Genomic DNA, 15,235 nt, shown 5'->3' with positions numbered 1-15,235 from the left:
GCGAAAAAACACGGATCTTGCAGGGGTGCATAACGTCGATAACGTGGTAAAGGGCCAAGCTATGGCCATACATAAGAAAGAGGTGAGAGAATGGCAGCAAACATCTTAATTGTAGACGATCAATTTGGGATCCGGATTTTGCTCAATGAGGTCCTTACAAAGGAAGGCTATAATACATTCCAAGCGGCAAACGGCATACAGGCGCTCGATGTTGTAAATAAGCATTCTCCCGATTTAGTCCTATTGGATATGAAAATTCCGGGAATGGATGGCATAGAAATCCTTAAACGCATGAAACAAATCGATCCGGATATCCGGGTAATCATCATGACTGCCTACGGAGAACTGGATATTATCCAAAAAGCGAAGGACTTAGGCGCCATCACTCATTTTGCGAAGCCTTTTGATATTGATGATATTCGAAAAGCAGTCAAAGATTATATCCCAATGCAGAAGTCTTAAGGACTGTATAAAGAAGTGAATGAGCACGCACGCCTTTGATGTGGCCCTGCGGATGTATCCGGGATTTAATTTTCCCGGGATGCAGCCGTGTTTTTTTGTTATACATATGGAATTGTTAACGGGCCAGGGGAACAAACCAAAAACCAGAATTAAGCGAAATATAGGGTGACTTGAACGAGTGAAATTAAGCGGGAACATTCGGATTTTAAAGAAAAACAGAAATTGGACGCAGAATTATATGGCTTTGGCAGTTATGAAAATTTTGAGAAACATTACAAGAAAACTGCTGATTTCCGGAGAAAGCGTATCCATTATTTTGAATATTCTTCAAAATGGTGAATTGGTTGCCGTTTTATCCGTAGACTGATATGCTAAGAGTGATTTTGGTATTCCCGGTATAGGAACTACATATTTAAGGGAATATTCTAGAGAGAATCTGCGTGAGCAGGATAACATTGCTAGAAGGAGGAAACAAAATGCCTTTAGTATCAATGACAGACATGCTTAATAAAGCCCTTGAAGGCAAATATGCTGTAGGCCAGTTCAATATCAATAACCTTGAATGGACACAAGCGATTTTAGCTGCTGCAGAGCAGGAAAAATCTCCTGTAATCCTTGGTGTATCAGAGGGTGCAGCACGTCACATGGGCGGATTTAAAACGACTGTGATGATGGTTCAAGGATTAATCGAAGATATGAAGATTACTGTACCGGTGGCCATTCACCTGGACCATGGTTCAAGTTATGATAAGTGTAAGGAAGCGATTGATGCCGGCTTTACTTCCGTCATGATCGATGCTTCACACCACCCGTTAGAAGAAAATATCGAGACCACTTCAAAGGTTGTCGAATATGCCCATTCAAAAGGTGTTTCTGTAGAAGCCGAATTAGGGACTGTAGGCGGACAGGAAGACGATGTAGTGGCTGATGGCGTTATTTACGCTGACCCGAAAGAGTGTGAAGAACTGGTAAGGCGCACTGGCGTTGACTGCTTTGCACCTGCATTAGGTTCTGTTCATGGCCCTTATAAAGGCGAGCCAAACCTTGGCTTCAAAGAAATGGAAGAAGTGCGCGATCTAACAAGGGTTCCATTGGTTCTGCACGGCGGAACAGGCATTCCGACAAAGGACATCCAACGCGCGGTTTCTTTGGGGACTTCCAAAATCAATGTAAATACTGAAAATCAAATTGCGTTTACAAAGGCTGTTCGCGAGGTTTTAAATAACGACAGCGAAGTATACGATCCTCGTAAATATATCGGCCCCGGTCGTGATGCCATCAAGGAAACGGTTGTTGGCAAAATCCGCGAGTTCGGTTCAAACGGAAAAGCTTAATATATCTTATACTTAGTTCATTGGAAGGTCTGGTTCTCCAAAAGTTTTTTGGGGGCAGGCCTTTATTTTAAGGAAAAAATAACTGAAAATTCACTATTTACATAATTGCTAAAAGTATGCTTATATAGATGAAAAATGGTTGGAGGTCTTTCTTATGAAATTTTTTATTGATACCGCTAATATTGAGGAAATACGAGAAGCCCACGCACTTGGGGTTTTAGCCGGGGTGACTACGAACCCATCACTTGTGGCAAAGGAGAAGAATGTTTCTTTCCATGACCGTCTACGCGAGATTACAAGCCTGGTAAAGGAATCTGTGAGTGCCGAGGTAATTGCCCTTGATTTTGAAGGGATGATGGCGGAAGCAAAAGAACTTGCCGCGATTGCGCCGAATATCACCATCAAGGTGCCTATGACGCCTGACGGTCTTAAAGCTGTTTCTGCCCTGACAAAGGAAGGAATCAAAACGAATGTAACCTTGATATTCAGTGCCAACCAGGCGCTTCTTGCAGCCAGGGCCGGAGCGACTTATGTATCGCCATTTCTTGGCCGTCTTGATGATATCGGCTTTAACGGGATGCATCTGATTTCGGATATCGCCGATATATTTGCCATCCATGATATCCAGTCCGAAATCATCGCGGCGTCCATCCGGCACCCGCTGCATGTTCAGGAAGCTGCGTTAACGGGTGCACATATCGCCACGATTCCTTATAAGGTGCTATTACAGCTGTTCAGGCACCCGCTGACTGACAAAGGAATCGATGCTTTCATTGCGGACTGGAATTCCCGTTCAGAATAGACTATCGTCACTCCCTTCTTCTCGAATGTTTACTGCAAAATGGTGAAACGGCCGGCTACAATTTTTTTCAAAATTTTACATGACTTTTCAATTTTTGTGTAAACTAATAAATATAAAAAGAAAAGAATGTCGGAATATGTTCATTTGTACTGGGAAATTATGCCTCAACATGTCGGAGGAAATCTTTCTTGACTTCTTAGAGCGGAAGGGAGTTTATTATGGACAAACTTAAAATTGCGGGCGGCTACCCGTTAAAAGGCAGCATCCGGGTAAGCGGTGCTAAAAATAGCGCGGTTGCCCTCATACCTGCAACAATTCTCGCAGATTCCCCTGTTACAATAGAGGGTCTGCCCAATATATCGGATGTGGAAATTTTAAAAGGCCTCCTTGAAGAAATCGGTGGAACGGTATGTTTAGAGGATGGAGAAATGACCGTAGATCCCGGCAAGATGATTTCAATGCCACTGCCAAACGGACGCGTAAAGAAGCTTCGCGCCTCCTATTATTTAATGGGTGCAATGTTAGGGAAATTCAAAAAAGCCGTGATTGGCCTGCCCGGGGGCTGCCATTTAGGGCCGCGTCCCATCGATCAGCATATCAAAGGGTTTGAAGCATTGGGCGCCCAAGTGACCAATGAACAGGGTGCTATTTATTTGCGGGCTGACGAGCTTAGGGGTGCCCGGATTTACCTGGATGTAGTCAGCGTAGGCGCAACGATCAACATCATGCTCGCTGCTGTGTTGGCAAAAGGCAGGACCATTATTGAAAACGCGGCAAAAGAACCGGAGATAATCGATGTCGCTACCTTGTTGACGAATATGGGCGCGAAAATTAAAGGGGCCGGCACGGACATCATCCGGATTGATGGAGTGGAACAATTAAGCGGATGCAGGCATACCATCATCCCTGACAGAATCGAAGCGGGAACCTTCATGATTCTGGCGGCGGCTGTCGGACAAGGAGTTTTAATCGATAATGTCATTCCCCAGCATCTCGAATCGCTTACTGCAAAGCTCCGCGAAATGGGCATCAACATCGAGGCCGGGGACGATCAGATATTCGTATCGCCTGGTGCAGTTTTTAAAGCCGTAGATATCAAGACGCTTGTATATCCTGGCTTTCCTACCGACCTTCAACAGCCATTCACCTCCCTATTGACAAGGGCGGAAGGTACAAGCGTTGTTACAGATACCATTTATGGTGCCCGGTTTAAGCATATTGACGAGCTTCGCCGAATGAATGCGGAAATCAAGGTGGAGGGCAGATCAGCGATCGTCAACGGCCCGATCCAGCTGCAAGGTGCCAAAGTAAAGGCCAGCGACCTTCGTGCAGGAGCAGCGCTTGTCATTGCTGGACTAATGGCGGAGGGCATAACTGAAGTTACCGGGGTCGATCATATCGACAGGGGTTACAGTGATTTGGTCGAAAAGCTATCTGGCCTTGGTGCAACCATCTGGAGGGAAAAGCTGTCTGAAGAAGAAGTGGAACAGTTAAAAAATTGATCATATCCTCAATGTTGAAATGTGTTACATCAATGGTGACATTGTGTTATACTATTTATAGTATAATCAATTTATAGTATAATCATTGTTAAGTAGCACTGAGGAGGAACCAATAATGGAGAGAAGCTTATCTATGGAGCTTGTGCGTGTGACGGAAGCTGCTGCTTTGGCTTCAGCGCGCTGGATGGGGAGAGGCAAGAAAGATGAAGCAGACGATGCGGCTACTTCTGCTATGAGGGATGTGTTCGATACAGTTCCGATGAAAGGGACTGTCGTCATCGGGGAAGGCGAGATGGACGAAGCTCCCATGCTATACATAGGGGAAAAGCTGGGTACGGGTTATGGTCCCCGTGTAGATGTTGCGGTCGACCCTTTGGAAGGTACAAACATCGTTGCTTCGGGAGGCTGGAACGCTTTAGCGGTTCTTGCGATTGCTGATAACGGCAACCTCCTGCATGCACCGGATATGTACATGGATAAGATTGCGGTTGGTCCTGAGGCTGTTGGGCAAATCGATATAAATGCTTCTGTTTTGGACAACCTGAAAGCAGTCGCGAAGGCTAAGAACAAAGATATCCAGGATGTCGTCGCGACCGTTTTGAACCGCGACCGCCATTCGAAGATCATACACGAACTTCGTGAAGCAGGAGCACGTATCAAATTAATCAACGACGGAGATGTCGCGGGAGCAATCAACACAGCCTTTGACCAGACTGGCGTAGATATTTTGTTTGGGTCAGGGGGAGCGCCAGAAGGAGTTATTGCCGCTGTGGCGTTAAAATGCCTGGGCGGTGAACTTCAAGGGAAACTGCTGCCGCAAAATGATCAAGAAGCCGAGCGTTGTAAAAACATGGGCATCAATGTGCACAGCATCCTTCGAATGGAAGACCTTGTCCGTGGAGACGATGCCATTTTCGCCGCGACCGGCGTCACCGACGGGGAATTGATGAAAGGCGTGCAGTTCAAGGGGAATTACGGCTTAACCCACTCACTTGTCATGCGTGCAAAATCAGGAACCGTCCGGTTTGTTGACGGACGCCACAGCTTAAAGAAGAAGCCGAACCTCGTAATCAAATAGAGCCGGCTACTTAAAATATGTTAAATTAAAGCGGGCGACCAGTCGCTCGCTTTCACTGTACGTAATTCAGCGTGCATTAGGCAAGGCTTGGCACTGAATTGAATCGCGCAATAAATGCATTTTCCGTTAAATCCGGAGATGAATCGCAAAATTAAAGCATTTTCCCTTAATCCGAAGATGAATCACGCACTTTAAGAATTTTCCGCTTAAATCGGATGAATCGCAAAATTAAAGCATTTTTCACTTAAAACGGAGATGCATCACGCAATTAATGAATTTTTCTCCTAAATCCACACATGAATCACGAATTTAAAGCATTTTTCGCTTGATTCCGCCTTCTGATTCTATTCTTTTAAGCTGCCGAACCGCCGGGTTTCCCGATAAAAAATAAATTTCAGTTGAATATTTACGGCAAAACCAGTAAAATTAAGCTTGTTTTAAAAAGTTAAAAGAAAATCTGCTTTACTACTCCAAAACTTTACAGCCTTCTAATTTCTTCTTTACCCTAAAAATGTATCATCCTTTCTAAAAAAAGAATAGGCAATCCCGGCTATATGGATTCGTTTGTTCTTCTCACGTCCATATCTTATTTCTTTTGTTCAGTATGGGTGAAAACGTTTAAATTACTAAAGTGTGGTGTCATAATGAATTTAACTATTTCCAATTTAGAAAACATGAAGCTTAAGGAACTGTATGAGCACGCACGTGAATATAAAGTATCCTACTACAGCAAACTCAGCAAAAAAGAACTTATTTTTGCCATATTGAAAGCACAGGCAGAGCAGGACGGATTGCTATTTATGGAAGGCGTACTTGAAATCATTCCGTCCGAGGGCTTTGGGTTCCTGCGCCCGATTAATTATTCACCGAGCTCTGAGGACATTTATATATCTGCGTCCCAAATCCGCCGGTTTGACCTGAGGAACGGAGATAAGGTATCTGGCAAGGTAAGGCCTCCTAAAGAAAATGAACGATATTACGGGCTGCTTCATGTTGAGGCTGTCAATGGGGATAACCCGGAATCCGCAAAAGAACGGGTTCACTTTCCAGGTTTGACCCCGTTATATCCAGATAGGCAGATTAAACTTGAGACCGTTCCAAAAAACATTTCAACCCGGATCATGGATGTGTTGGCCCCTGTTGGTTTTGGGCAGCGCGGTTTGATCGTGGCCCCTCCGAAAGCGGGGAAAACGATGCTTATAAAAGAAATTGCCAACGCCATCACAACCAACCATCCGGAATCAGAGCTTATCGTGCTGTTAATCGATGAACGCCCGGAGGAAGTAACCGATATTGAACGTTCAGTTGCTGGCGATGTCGTTAGTTCAACATTTGATGAAGTGCCGGAAAATCATATTAAAGTTGCAGAGCTGGTTTTGGAAAGGGCGATGCGCCTGGTTGAGCATAAGCGGGATGTCATCATCCTGATGGACAGCATCACACGTCTTGCGCGTGCTTATAATCTTGTCATCCCGCCGAGCGGCAGAACGCTTTCCGGGGGGATTGACCCTGCTGCCTTCCACCGGCCAAAACGGTTCTTTGGTGCAGCGAGGAATATTGAAGAAGGCGGAAGCCTGACGATTTTGGCTACCGCGCTTGTTGACACTGGTTCCCGTATGGACGATGTCATTTATGAGGAATTCAAAGGAACGGGGAACATGGAGCTTCATCTTGACCGTGCACTTGCGGAAAGACGGATTTTCCCTGCCATCGACATAAGGCGTTCCGGCACACGTAAAGAAGAGCTGCTTATTCCGAAAGAACATCTGGATAAGCTGTGGGCCATCAGGAAAACAATGTCGGACACACCCGATTTTGCCGAGAAATTCCTGCGCCGCTTAAAGCAAACGAAGGGGAATGAGGAGTTTTTCAGCAAGCTGGAAGAAGAAATGAAAAAAGGTGCACCAGCGGCAAAACGCTCGTAGCTTTATCTTTTCATTTTGCGAAACAAGCAGTTGCAAAAAAGACAATTTGTTGCTATAATTAAACCAATGTGTTTTTACAATATATGTGAGGGAATAAACTCACGTTGAAGTATATAAACTCTGTTTCGAATGATTCAGGGCAAAAGGAGCTGAAAAGAATGAAAGCTGGAATTCATCCAAACTACAAAAAAATAACTGTTACATGTTCTTGTGGTAACACTTTTGAAACTGGTTCCGTAAAAAATGAAGTGCGTGTTGAGACTTGCTCTGAATGCCACCCATTCTATACTGGACGTCAAAAATTCGCTGAAGCTGGCGGACGTGTTGACCGTTTCAACAAAAAATACGGCATTAAGTAATTTGAAAAACTTCCATCCATGGATGGAAGTTTTATTTTTCTTCATTCAATGCGGCATTTATGCCAATTGTGTGAGTCCCTTTAAAAACAGGCAAGCATGTTTGCTTGCCTGTTTTTACATAGTGGGATCTGTTTGTGTACCTGGTTTCCGGGCTGGATTTTTATCTGTTGTTGGGGAAGTGTAAGGGTATCTATCGGGGAATGGTTGATGATGGATCTTTATTATATATTTGCCCTTTGTGTGATGAGGGAACGACGTGGAAGGGAGAGACTGTTTCAATGTATGAAATGAAACAATCAGGCTGGATTGAGCTGATTTGCGGAAGCATGTTTTCCGGCAAATCCGAAGAATTGATTAAAAGGGTGAACCGAGCTCAATTTGCTAAGCAGCAGATCGCTGTTTTTAAGCCTGTTTTAGATAATCGCTATGCGGAAGAAGCTGTTGTATCACATAATGGTACGTCGGTAATAGCGAAACCTGTTTCGCATTCTACCGACATATTCAAGAACCTTGACGAGAAATTAGATATCATTGCCATCGACGAAGTGCAATTTTTTGATGAGGAAATCATTGAAGTGGCCCAGCATCTTGCGGACAGCGGTTATCGCGTCATCCTTGCCGGCCTTGACCAGGACTTCCGCGGCGTCCCGTTTGGCCCGGTTCCTTTCCTGATGTCACTGGCTGAATCGGTTACAAAACTGCAGGCAGTCTGTGCTGTTTGCGGATCGCCGGCAAGCCGTACGCAGCGGTTAATCAATGGTGCTCCAGCATCCTATGATGACCCGGTCATTATGGTAGGAGCATCCGAGTCTTATGAGCCCCGCTGCAGGCATCATCACGAGGTTCCCGGCAAAAATGAGGCCATAAAGGAAAAAGCGTTAAAATTATCCCAACTATAAAAGATATTGCATCGTAACCTTATCTCATATAAACAGCATAGGCTGAAGACAAAACCAGCTTTTCTACGGGCTAATGAAGATGGAACAAGCTTTCAGCATAGGTGAAGGCATTTCAAACCGAGGCTCCATAAATGGGCAAGCGGGTAGATGTAACTTTAGTAAACTCAGCTTATATCCCTCATGCCGCTCGAAGACTATGTCTTTGGGCATTTTTTTAAATCAGCAAGTAATACTTGGCGGCTGCGAGCATTACATGTATGGATAATGTTTTGGGAAAAATCTTCTTGAATAGGGAAAGCTATATTCATGAGGTGCCATTTATATGAAAATAACAATGCTGATTTTTAGTGCGGTTATTTTAACTTCTATTTCAGGCTGCAATAACACGGACGAGGATAAGGAAGCACAATATGGCGCGGAAACAAAGGATGGAACGACTCTGAATATAAATAAGCCGGGGGACACCACAAATGATCATGGTGATGCCGTTGAACAACCGTCCGACCAGCTGATTAACACTCCCGGAAGCATTTCCAATGTTACGCCCACTACCGGCTCAGAAGTGGAAAAAGCGAGAAACATCGTTAATGAGAATACAGAATATGAAGCGGGTGCCGTGTGGCTCAAAGGGTGATAGCCTAAGCGTGAACATCAAGGAAAACGGAAAAATCCATTCGGAGGAACAAAGGGAAAAAGAAAAGGAACGGATCGAACAAATGCTCACGAACGGCCTGCCGAGGTATAATATCCGAGTTAATATGGAGAATGGGAAAGATTGAGACTGAATGTCTTTGACGTTAATTATTCACCTATACTATAATTAGAATGTTATGGATAGTTTTTTTACTAAAGTGGAAAAGAAGCCCGCCTATATGTAATGGCAGCTTATTTTGCGTAATGAATTTACGAGGTGAATAACGTGCTCGATAGACTGCAGGCTGTTGAAGATAGATATGAAAAATTAAATGAATTGCTAAGTGACCCGGAGATCATTAATGATTCCAAGAAGTTAAGGGAATATTCCAAGGAACAATCGGATATCCAGGAGACTGTACAAACTTACAAGGAATATAAGGAAGTGCGCGGACAATTCCAGGATGCAAAAGCAATGCTTGAGGAAAAGCTGGATGCGGAAATGCGCGAGATGGTGAAGGAAGAATTGAACGAGCTCGAGGAACGAATGGGTTCGCTTGAGGAAAGGCTGAAGATCCTCCTCATTCCAAAAGACCCTAATGATGATAAGAACGTCATCATGGAAATCCGCGGGGCAGCAGGCGGTGACGAGGCAGCCCTTTTCGCGGGAAGCCTTTACCGTATGTATTCGCGATATGCTGAAACCCAAGGGTGGAAAATTGATGTTATGGACTCGAATCCTACCGGCCTGGGCGGCTTTAAAGAAATTATCTTCATGATCAACGGGAACGGGGCTTATTCCAGATTGAAGTATGAAAATGGCGCTCATCGCGTTCAGCGGGTGCCGGAAACAGAATCCGGCGGCCGGATCCATACTTCAACTGCCACAGTAGCTGTACTCCCAGAGGCAGAGGAAGTGGAAGTGCAAATCCATGAGAAAGATATCCGCGTGGATACGTTTGCTTCCAGCGGACCGGGCGGACAAAGCGTAAACACAACGATGTCAGCTGTTCGCCTTACGCATATTCCGACGGGGACGGTTGTGTCCATGCAGGATGAGAAATCCCAGATTAAGAATAAAGAAAAAGCAATGAAGATCTTGCGTGCCCGGGTTTATGATAAATTCCAGCAGGAAGCACAGGCAGAATATGACCAGAACAGGAAGCTGGCTGTCGGGACTGGTGACCGCTCCGAGCGGATCCGTACGTATAATTTCCCGCAAAACCGTGTAACGGACCACCGAATAGGCCTCACGATCCAAAAGCTGGACCAAATCATTGAAGGAAAGCTGGATGAAGTCATTGATGCCCTGATTTTAGAGGATCAATCCTCCAGGCTTCAAAATGCGGATGAATAAACCATTTACAAAAATATACGAAGCCCTGAAGTGGGCTTCTTCTTTTTTAACAGCTAGCGGCAGGGATGAGAATGCAGGGGAGATTTTGTTAAGGCATCTTTTGGGCATGGACAGATCGAAGCTATTTGCCAACATGCAGATGACTTTGCCGGAAAGTGTGTCCGAACTATTTGTTGCACAGGTCGGGCAGCATGTTTCAGGTGTTCCTGTACAGCATATCATCGGGTCGGAAGAGTTTTACGGGCGTATCTTTTCCGTCAATCGGGAAGTTCTGATCCCCCGGCCGGAAACGGAAGAGTTACTATACCATACTCTGAACAAGATAAACAAACTGCCTGGCGGCAATTTGGAGCTGGCCGATATTGGAACGGGCAGCGGAGCAATCGCGATTACGATGAAGCTTGAAAGACCTGATTTGTCAGTGACAGCCACGGATATTGCCGAAGCTTCCCTGGAAGTTGCGCGGATAAATGCAAAGGCGCTTGGGGCTGATGTTCATTTCATGCAGGCGGACCTGCTTCAGTCATTTATTGCCAATGGCAGGCAGTTTGATATCATTTTATCCAATCCTCCATATATCCCTGTTTCAGATATGGAAACAATGTCTGTGGTGGTAACAGGGCATGAACCGCACAGGGCGTTATTTGCCGGCAGCGACGGCCTTGATTTTTACCGCCGCTTCATGGAAGAGCTCCCTCAGGTCATCAAGCAGCCTGGTTTGATCGGGTTTGAAGTAGGAGCCGGCCAGGGGAAAACTGTATCAAGTATGCTTCAGGAAACTTTTCCGCAGGGACATGTTTCAATTGAATTTGATATCAACGGAAAAGACCGCATGATCTTTGCGGAATTGCCATGACTTGAGGATCTGGCCTATTGGGGCCAGGTCCTTTTTTATTTTCTCCACTCCTTCCAGAAAATTAAAATTTAATAGTTTAGGATACAAACAATCTGTCGAGACTATTGTTGTGAAGGGGAGGAGAGTTCTCATGAATAAAAAGTATTTATCCATGGTTTATCTATTAATCTTAACAATCGGTACGATTTTAAGCATATATATGCCCAAGGTGGAAAGTGCCGCAAAGACGGATGAAACGGTAATCATTCCTAAAGAAGCCATCCGCCTTCGAATCCTGGCGAATAGCGATAAAAAAGAGGACCAGGATGTGAAACGGCTGATCAGGAATGAAGTCAATCAGAACATCACAGGCTGGGTGGAAGATTTAACGTCATTGGAAGAAGCCAGAAAAGTAATTCAGTCACATCTTCCTGATATTCAGGAAACGGCAGAACGAATCGTTGAAAAACAAGGTGTGAACCAGACGGTGAAAGTGAGCTTCAGCAAAGCAAAATTTCCGACAAAGTTATACGGCCAGTATCTTTATCCAGCGGGTGAATACGAGGCGATTGTAATCACGCTTGGTGAAGGGGAAGGAGCAAATTGGTGGTGTGTCCTGTTCCCTCCGTTATGCTTTCTCGATTTTTCTAACGGAACCGCGGTGACAAAGAGCCCATATCAGGAGGAAGAAGAAAATAAAATCCATCAAGAACAGCCAAACGATGTAAAGGATAACTTTCAGGAGGAAGAGGCAAATGAAATCTCTCGGGAACGGCAAAGCGAAGCAAAGGCTGAACTTATTAAAGAAAATGAAACAGCGGACAAGCCAGTCCAAGATGAACAAGACGAACCAGTCGGTAACATCTCCGAGCCGGAACAGGCAAAAAGTGTAGAAACGCCCGGACAAATGTATGTCAGCCAGGATGAATCGCCGGCAGTAGTAAAATCATTCTTTAAGGAATTGGTTGCCGATCTCTTTTAAATCGCTGTGAATGAAGCTGTCACAATGCATGTGATGGCTTTTGTTATTTTATCCACAGTTTATACACAAAAATAGAAATCAAGTTCTAGTTCATCCCCTCTTTCATATAACTATTACTAGAGTTAGTAGAAGAAAAATATATTGAGGGGATTGATAGGATATGGAAGCGAGCTTTCAACAAGCGGAAGAAAAGGATGTCCGTGATCTTGAACAGTTTTTGGCGGGAGCGAATGTAAGCAGCGATGGAATAAGGAGCAGGTTCGAATATTATTTACTGGCCCGGGATGGGGAAGGGAAAATGGTGGCCGCTGTGGGACTAGAGCCAATGAAAAATATAGGGTTGCTCAGGTCGCTCGTTTTCAGCCCGGCTTTTCCGCATGAACGGATACCGGCCCTGCTTCAGCAAATTTTGCTGGTTGCGAAAAAAAATGAACTCCATAGCGTTTATTTAGCGACAAATAAACCGAGCTCGCTGCCTCTCTTTGAAGCTCTTGGCTTTAAGCAAGTAGAAGCAGAAGAACTCCCGGCTGCATTCTATGCTTCTCCCCATGGGAAACAGTTAGCCGGTATTGAGGGCTGCCTGTTTATGTTCCGCCCCATATAAAAAAGGCAAATTATTTCAATGTAGACCAGCAGTAAATGGGTATATCTCAATTCAATAGAATCAAAATAATAAACATATCCACAAAGTTATCCACGATATAGACGGTTTTATCCACAATTTGTGGATAAAACTTGTTTTCTTTTCCGGCTTCTTTTATACTTTCAACGTATCTTTGTTGAAAAAGATCCTGATATTTAAGGGTCTTTTGTGATAATATATGTTTTCAGGAAAATAAGAAACGTGAATGTGGATAGAAGGTGTTTAAGTGGAAACAAAAGTGTGGTCAGTGGATAAACATGTGGATGACATTCAAAGTTATCCACAAATTATACAGCCTGCACAGTTGTTGCAAGACAATGAAGTGGTGGCGTTCCCGACGGAAACAGTATACGGGCTGGGAGCAAATGCAAAAAGCGATAAAGCTGTGAAAAAAATTTTTCAAGCAAAGGGGCGCCCGGGCGACAATCCGCTCATTGTGCATATTGCTTCCCGCTCTCAGCTGGATGAATTGGCAGAAGAAATCCCGCAGGTCGCAGAAGAATTAATGGCAGCGTTTTGGCCAGGACCATTAACATTGATCTTTCATAAAAGAAAAGGCGTGTTATCAGAATTAGTGACAGCGGCACTGGACACAGTTGCTGTGCGCATGCCGGACCATCCGGTTGCATTGGCGCTTATTAAGGAAAGCGGCCTGCCGATTGCGGCGCCAAGTGCCAACACTTCAGGAAGGCCAAGCCCGACTGCTGCCCGGCATGTGCAGGATGATTTAACAGGAAAAATCGCTGGGATCGTCGATGCAGGTGCAACCGGTGTAGGAGTCGAATCCACGGTGCTCGATTGCACGGAAGAGATCCCGGTCATCCTCAGGCCAGGCGGTGTAACAAGAGAAGAGATTGAAAAGGTGGCCGGGGAGGTAATAATGGATGCTTCCTTGAAGGATAAGGCAGCCGCACCGAAATCCCCCGGGATGAAATATACGCACTATGCCCCAAAAGCTCCCTTTATCTTGGTGGATGGAAACCTATCCTTCCTGCAAAGCTTGATCGATGAAAAAAAATCGGAGGGCCTAAAGGTAGGGGTGTTTGCCGCAAAGGAACACGAAACAGAAATCAGGGCTGATTATATTTTGGCTCCCGGCAAGACAAGCGATTTGAACTCAGTCGCCTCCGGTTTATATGATACGCTGCGCAAGTTCGACGAGCTCCCGGTTGATATCATTTTTGGACAGGTATTCCCAGTTTCAGGGATTGGCGAAGCAGTGATGAACAGACTGCTAAAAGCAGCCGGGCACCAGGTGATCAAGCAGGGATAAACGGATTTCACACAGAAGGCGGAATGTTTCGCCTTCTTTTTCGTGTTAAGGGAGGATAGCTTCGCAGTGTTGAAGTGCAGATCAACAAATTTCGATCTAAATTAACAAATTTAAAGTTATATCAACCACTTCCCGGGAAATATCAACAAACACAGATTGTTATCAACAAATTCCCGGGAAATATCGACAAAGGCAAATTTATATCAACAAATTCCAAGTAATATCAACCAAATTAATTGTTATATCAATAAACTCCCAATTTTACTAACCAGATCCACGGTTAAGCGGCATGAGAGGCCAGGTTATGCAATGACGAAATTCCATTATAGGTTTCTCTTCACCTTTTTAAGGTTTCCTTACACCAAGATACTTTATTGGCTTCTATTTGCCATTGGACATGCATAACATGAACTGAGCAGGTCCAATGGAAGAGAGGTTGAGAAGATGGCTGGGGAATTGCTAACATTAATGCTAATGGCGTTTGCGCTGGGAATGGATGCCTTCTCTGTCGGTTTGGGGATGGGAATGTTTAAACTTAGGCTTAAACAAGTCTTCATCATCGGATTGACAGTCGGCATTTTTCATATATGGATGCCCTTGCTTGGGATCATCGCCGGCCGCTTTCTCTCAGTCCAGTTTGGAACATTTGCCGCACTTGCCGGAGGTGTTTTGCTTTTAATTCTTGGGCTGCAAATGTTTGTATCGGGCATAAGGGGAGGGGAAGGTGCGGTTTTGGCACCTGTTGGCATGGGCCTGTTTATCTTTGCGTTAAGCGTAAGCCTGGACAGCTTTTCTGTAGGCCTTACCCTAGGGATATATGGGGCAAAAACGGCAGTGGCGCTTGTATGCTTCGGTTTGGCCGCGACAGCATTAACCTGGCTTGGGCTTTTGATCGGCCGAAAGGTTCAGGGGGTTCTCGGTGTTTACAGTGAGGTGTTAGGTGGAAGCATCCTTTTTGCCTTTGGTTTGAAACTCCTTTTTTAATATTCGGTAAAGGACGGAAAGCCCCGATATTGGGGTTTTTTTATTTGTTAAAAAATATTCATAATTTTTCAGGTGAACAAAAAACGTCATTTCTGCGGTTGTGTACCTATTGTAATTGCGGAATGTTATACGGGAATCAATTCAGTGGGCTACTGAAAAAGAAGAAT

The 15,235-nt window shown here is 44.7% G+C and carries 16 protein-coding genes; all 16 read left to right on the top strand.

Annotated elements, in window-relative coordinates; genetic code table 11:
* Positions 1-90 precede the first annotated feature (90 nt).
* The 16 genes from D0466_RS14305 (at position 91) to D0466_RS14230 (ending at position 15,068) form a co-directional block, all read left to right on the top strand.
* Positions 91-462 carry a response regulator gene (locus D0466_RS14305; protein WP_117323244.1) on the top strand — a complete coding sequence of 124 codons (372 nt, stop codon included), beginning with the start codon at positions 91-93 and terminating at the stop codon, positions 460-462.
* A gap of 476 nt (positions 463-938) precedes the next feature.
* The gene (locus D0466_RS14295) at positions 939-1,796 is read left to right on the top strand and encodes a class II fructose-bisphosphate aldolase (RefSeq protein ID WP_117323242.1); all 858 of its coding nucleotides are present in this window, start codon (positions 939-941) and stop codon (positions 1,794-1,796) included.
* Positions 1,797-1,950: 154 nt separating this feature from the next.
* Positions 1,951-2,598, top strand: a complete 648-nt coding sequence (fsa, locus tag D0466_RS14290) for a fructose-6-phosphate aldolase (protein ID WP_117323241.1) — start codon at positions 1,951-1,953, stop codon at positions 2,596-2,598.
* A 218-nt stretch (positions 2,599-2,816) separates the two neighbouring features.
* Positions 2,817-4,100, top strand: coding sequence for a UDP-N-acetylglucosamine 1-carboxyvinyltransferase (locus tag D0466_RS14285; RefSeq protein ID WP_117323240.1), 1,284 nt, complete (start codon positions 2,817-2,819; stop codon positions 4,098-4,100).
* Positions 4,101-4,215: 115 nt separating this feature from the next.
* Positions 4,216-5,178: a class II fructose-bisphosphatase gene (gene glpX / locus D0466_RS14280; RefSeq protein WP_117323239.1), complete on the top strand. Its 963-nt coding sequence runs from the start codon at positions 4,216-4,218 to the stop codon at positions 5,176-5,178.
* A 644-nt stretch (positions 5,179-5,822) separates the two neighbouring features.
* Positions 5,823-7,103, top strand: a complete 1,281-nt coding sequence (gene rho, locus D0466_RS14275) for a transcription termination factor Rho (RefSeq protein ID WP_117323238.1) — start codon at positions 5,823-5,825, stop codon at positions 7,101-7,103.
* A 158-nt stretch (positions 7,104-7,261) separates the two neighbouring features.
* Positions 7,262-7,462 (top strand): 50S ribosomal protein L31, encoded by a 201-nt coding sequence (gene rpmE / locus D0466_RS14270; RefSeq protein ID WP_117323237.1) that lies wholly within the window; start codon positions 7,262-7,264, stop codon positions 7,460-7,462.
* Positions 7,463-7,740: 278 nt separating this feature from the next.
* Positions 7,741-8,361: a thymidine kinase gene (locus tag D0466_RS14265; RefSeq protein WP_117323236.1), complete on the top strand. Its 621-nt coding sequence runs from the start codon at positions 7,741-7,743 to the stop codon at positions 8,359-8,361.
* A 322-nt stretch (positions 8,362-8,683) separates the two neighbouring features.
* Positions 8,684-8,995 (top strand): hypothetical protein, encoded by a 312-nt coding sequence (locus tag D0466_RS14260; protein WP_117323235.1) that lies wholly within the window; start codon positions 8,684-8,686, stop codon positions 8,993-8,995.
* A 10-nt stretch (positions 8,996-9,005) separates the two neighbouring features.
* Complete coding sequence (locus tag D0466_RS23340; protein ID WP_267897392.1) at positions 9,006-9,140, top strand: hypothetical protein; 135 nt, start codon at positions 9,006-9,008, stop codon at positions 9,138-9,140.
* Between the two features lie 140 nt (positions 9,141-9,280).
* The gene (gene prfA / locus D0466_RS14255; protein WP_117323234.1) at positions 9,281-10,351 is read left to right on the top strand and encodes a peptide chain release factor 1; all 1,071 of its coding nucleotides are present in this window, start codon (positions 9,281-9,283) and stop codon (positions 10,349-10,351) included.
* The gene (prmC, locus tag D0466_RS14250; protein ID WP_117323233.1) at positions 10,344-11,207 is read left to right on the top strand and encodes a peptide chain release factor N(5)-glutamine methyltransferase; all 864 of its coding nucleotides are present in this window, start codon (positions 10,344-10,346) and stop codon (positions 11,205-11,207) included. The genes prfA and prmC overlap by 8 nt, the downstream gene beginning before the upstream one ends.
* 130 nt (positions 11,208-11,337) lie before the next feature.
* Complete coding sequence (spoIIR, locus tag D0466_RS14245) at positions 11,338-12,168, top strand: stage II sporulation protein R (RefSeq protein ID WP_117323232.1); 831 nt, start codon at positions 11,338-11,340, stop codon at positions 12,166-12,168.
* A 160-nt stretch (positions 12,169-12,328) separates the two neighbouring features.
* Positions 12,329-12,772, top strand: coding sequence for a GNAT family N-acetyltransferase (locus D0466_RS14240; RefSeq protein WP_117323231.1), 444 nt, complete (start codon positions 12,329-12,331; stop codon positions 12,770-12,772).
* Positions 12,773-13,037: 265 nt separating this feature from the next.
* The gene (locus D0466_RS14235; protein ID WP_117323230.1) at positions 13,038-14,084 is read left to right on the top strand and encodes an L-threonylcarbamoyladenylate synthase; all 1,047 of its coding nucleotides are present in this window, start codon (positions 13,038-13,040) and stop codon (positions 14,082-14,084) included.
* A 468-nt stretch (positions 14,085-14,552) separates the two neighbouring features.
* Complete coding sequence (locus D0466_RS14230) at positions 14,553-15,068, top strand: manganese efflux pump MntP (protein WP_233522658.1); 516 nt, start codon at positions 14,553-14,555, stop codon at positions 15,066-15,068.
* Positions 15,069-15,235 lie beyond the last annotated feature (167 nt).

Source organism: Peribacillus glennii (genome assembly GCF_003429105.1).
Classification (GTDB): domain Bacteria; phylum Bacillota; class Bacilli; order Bacillales; family DSM-1321; genus Peribacillus; species Peribacillus glennii.
The sequence above is the reverse complement of the archived record's forward strand: the minus strand, read 5'-3'. Positions and strand labels throughout refer to the sequence as shown.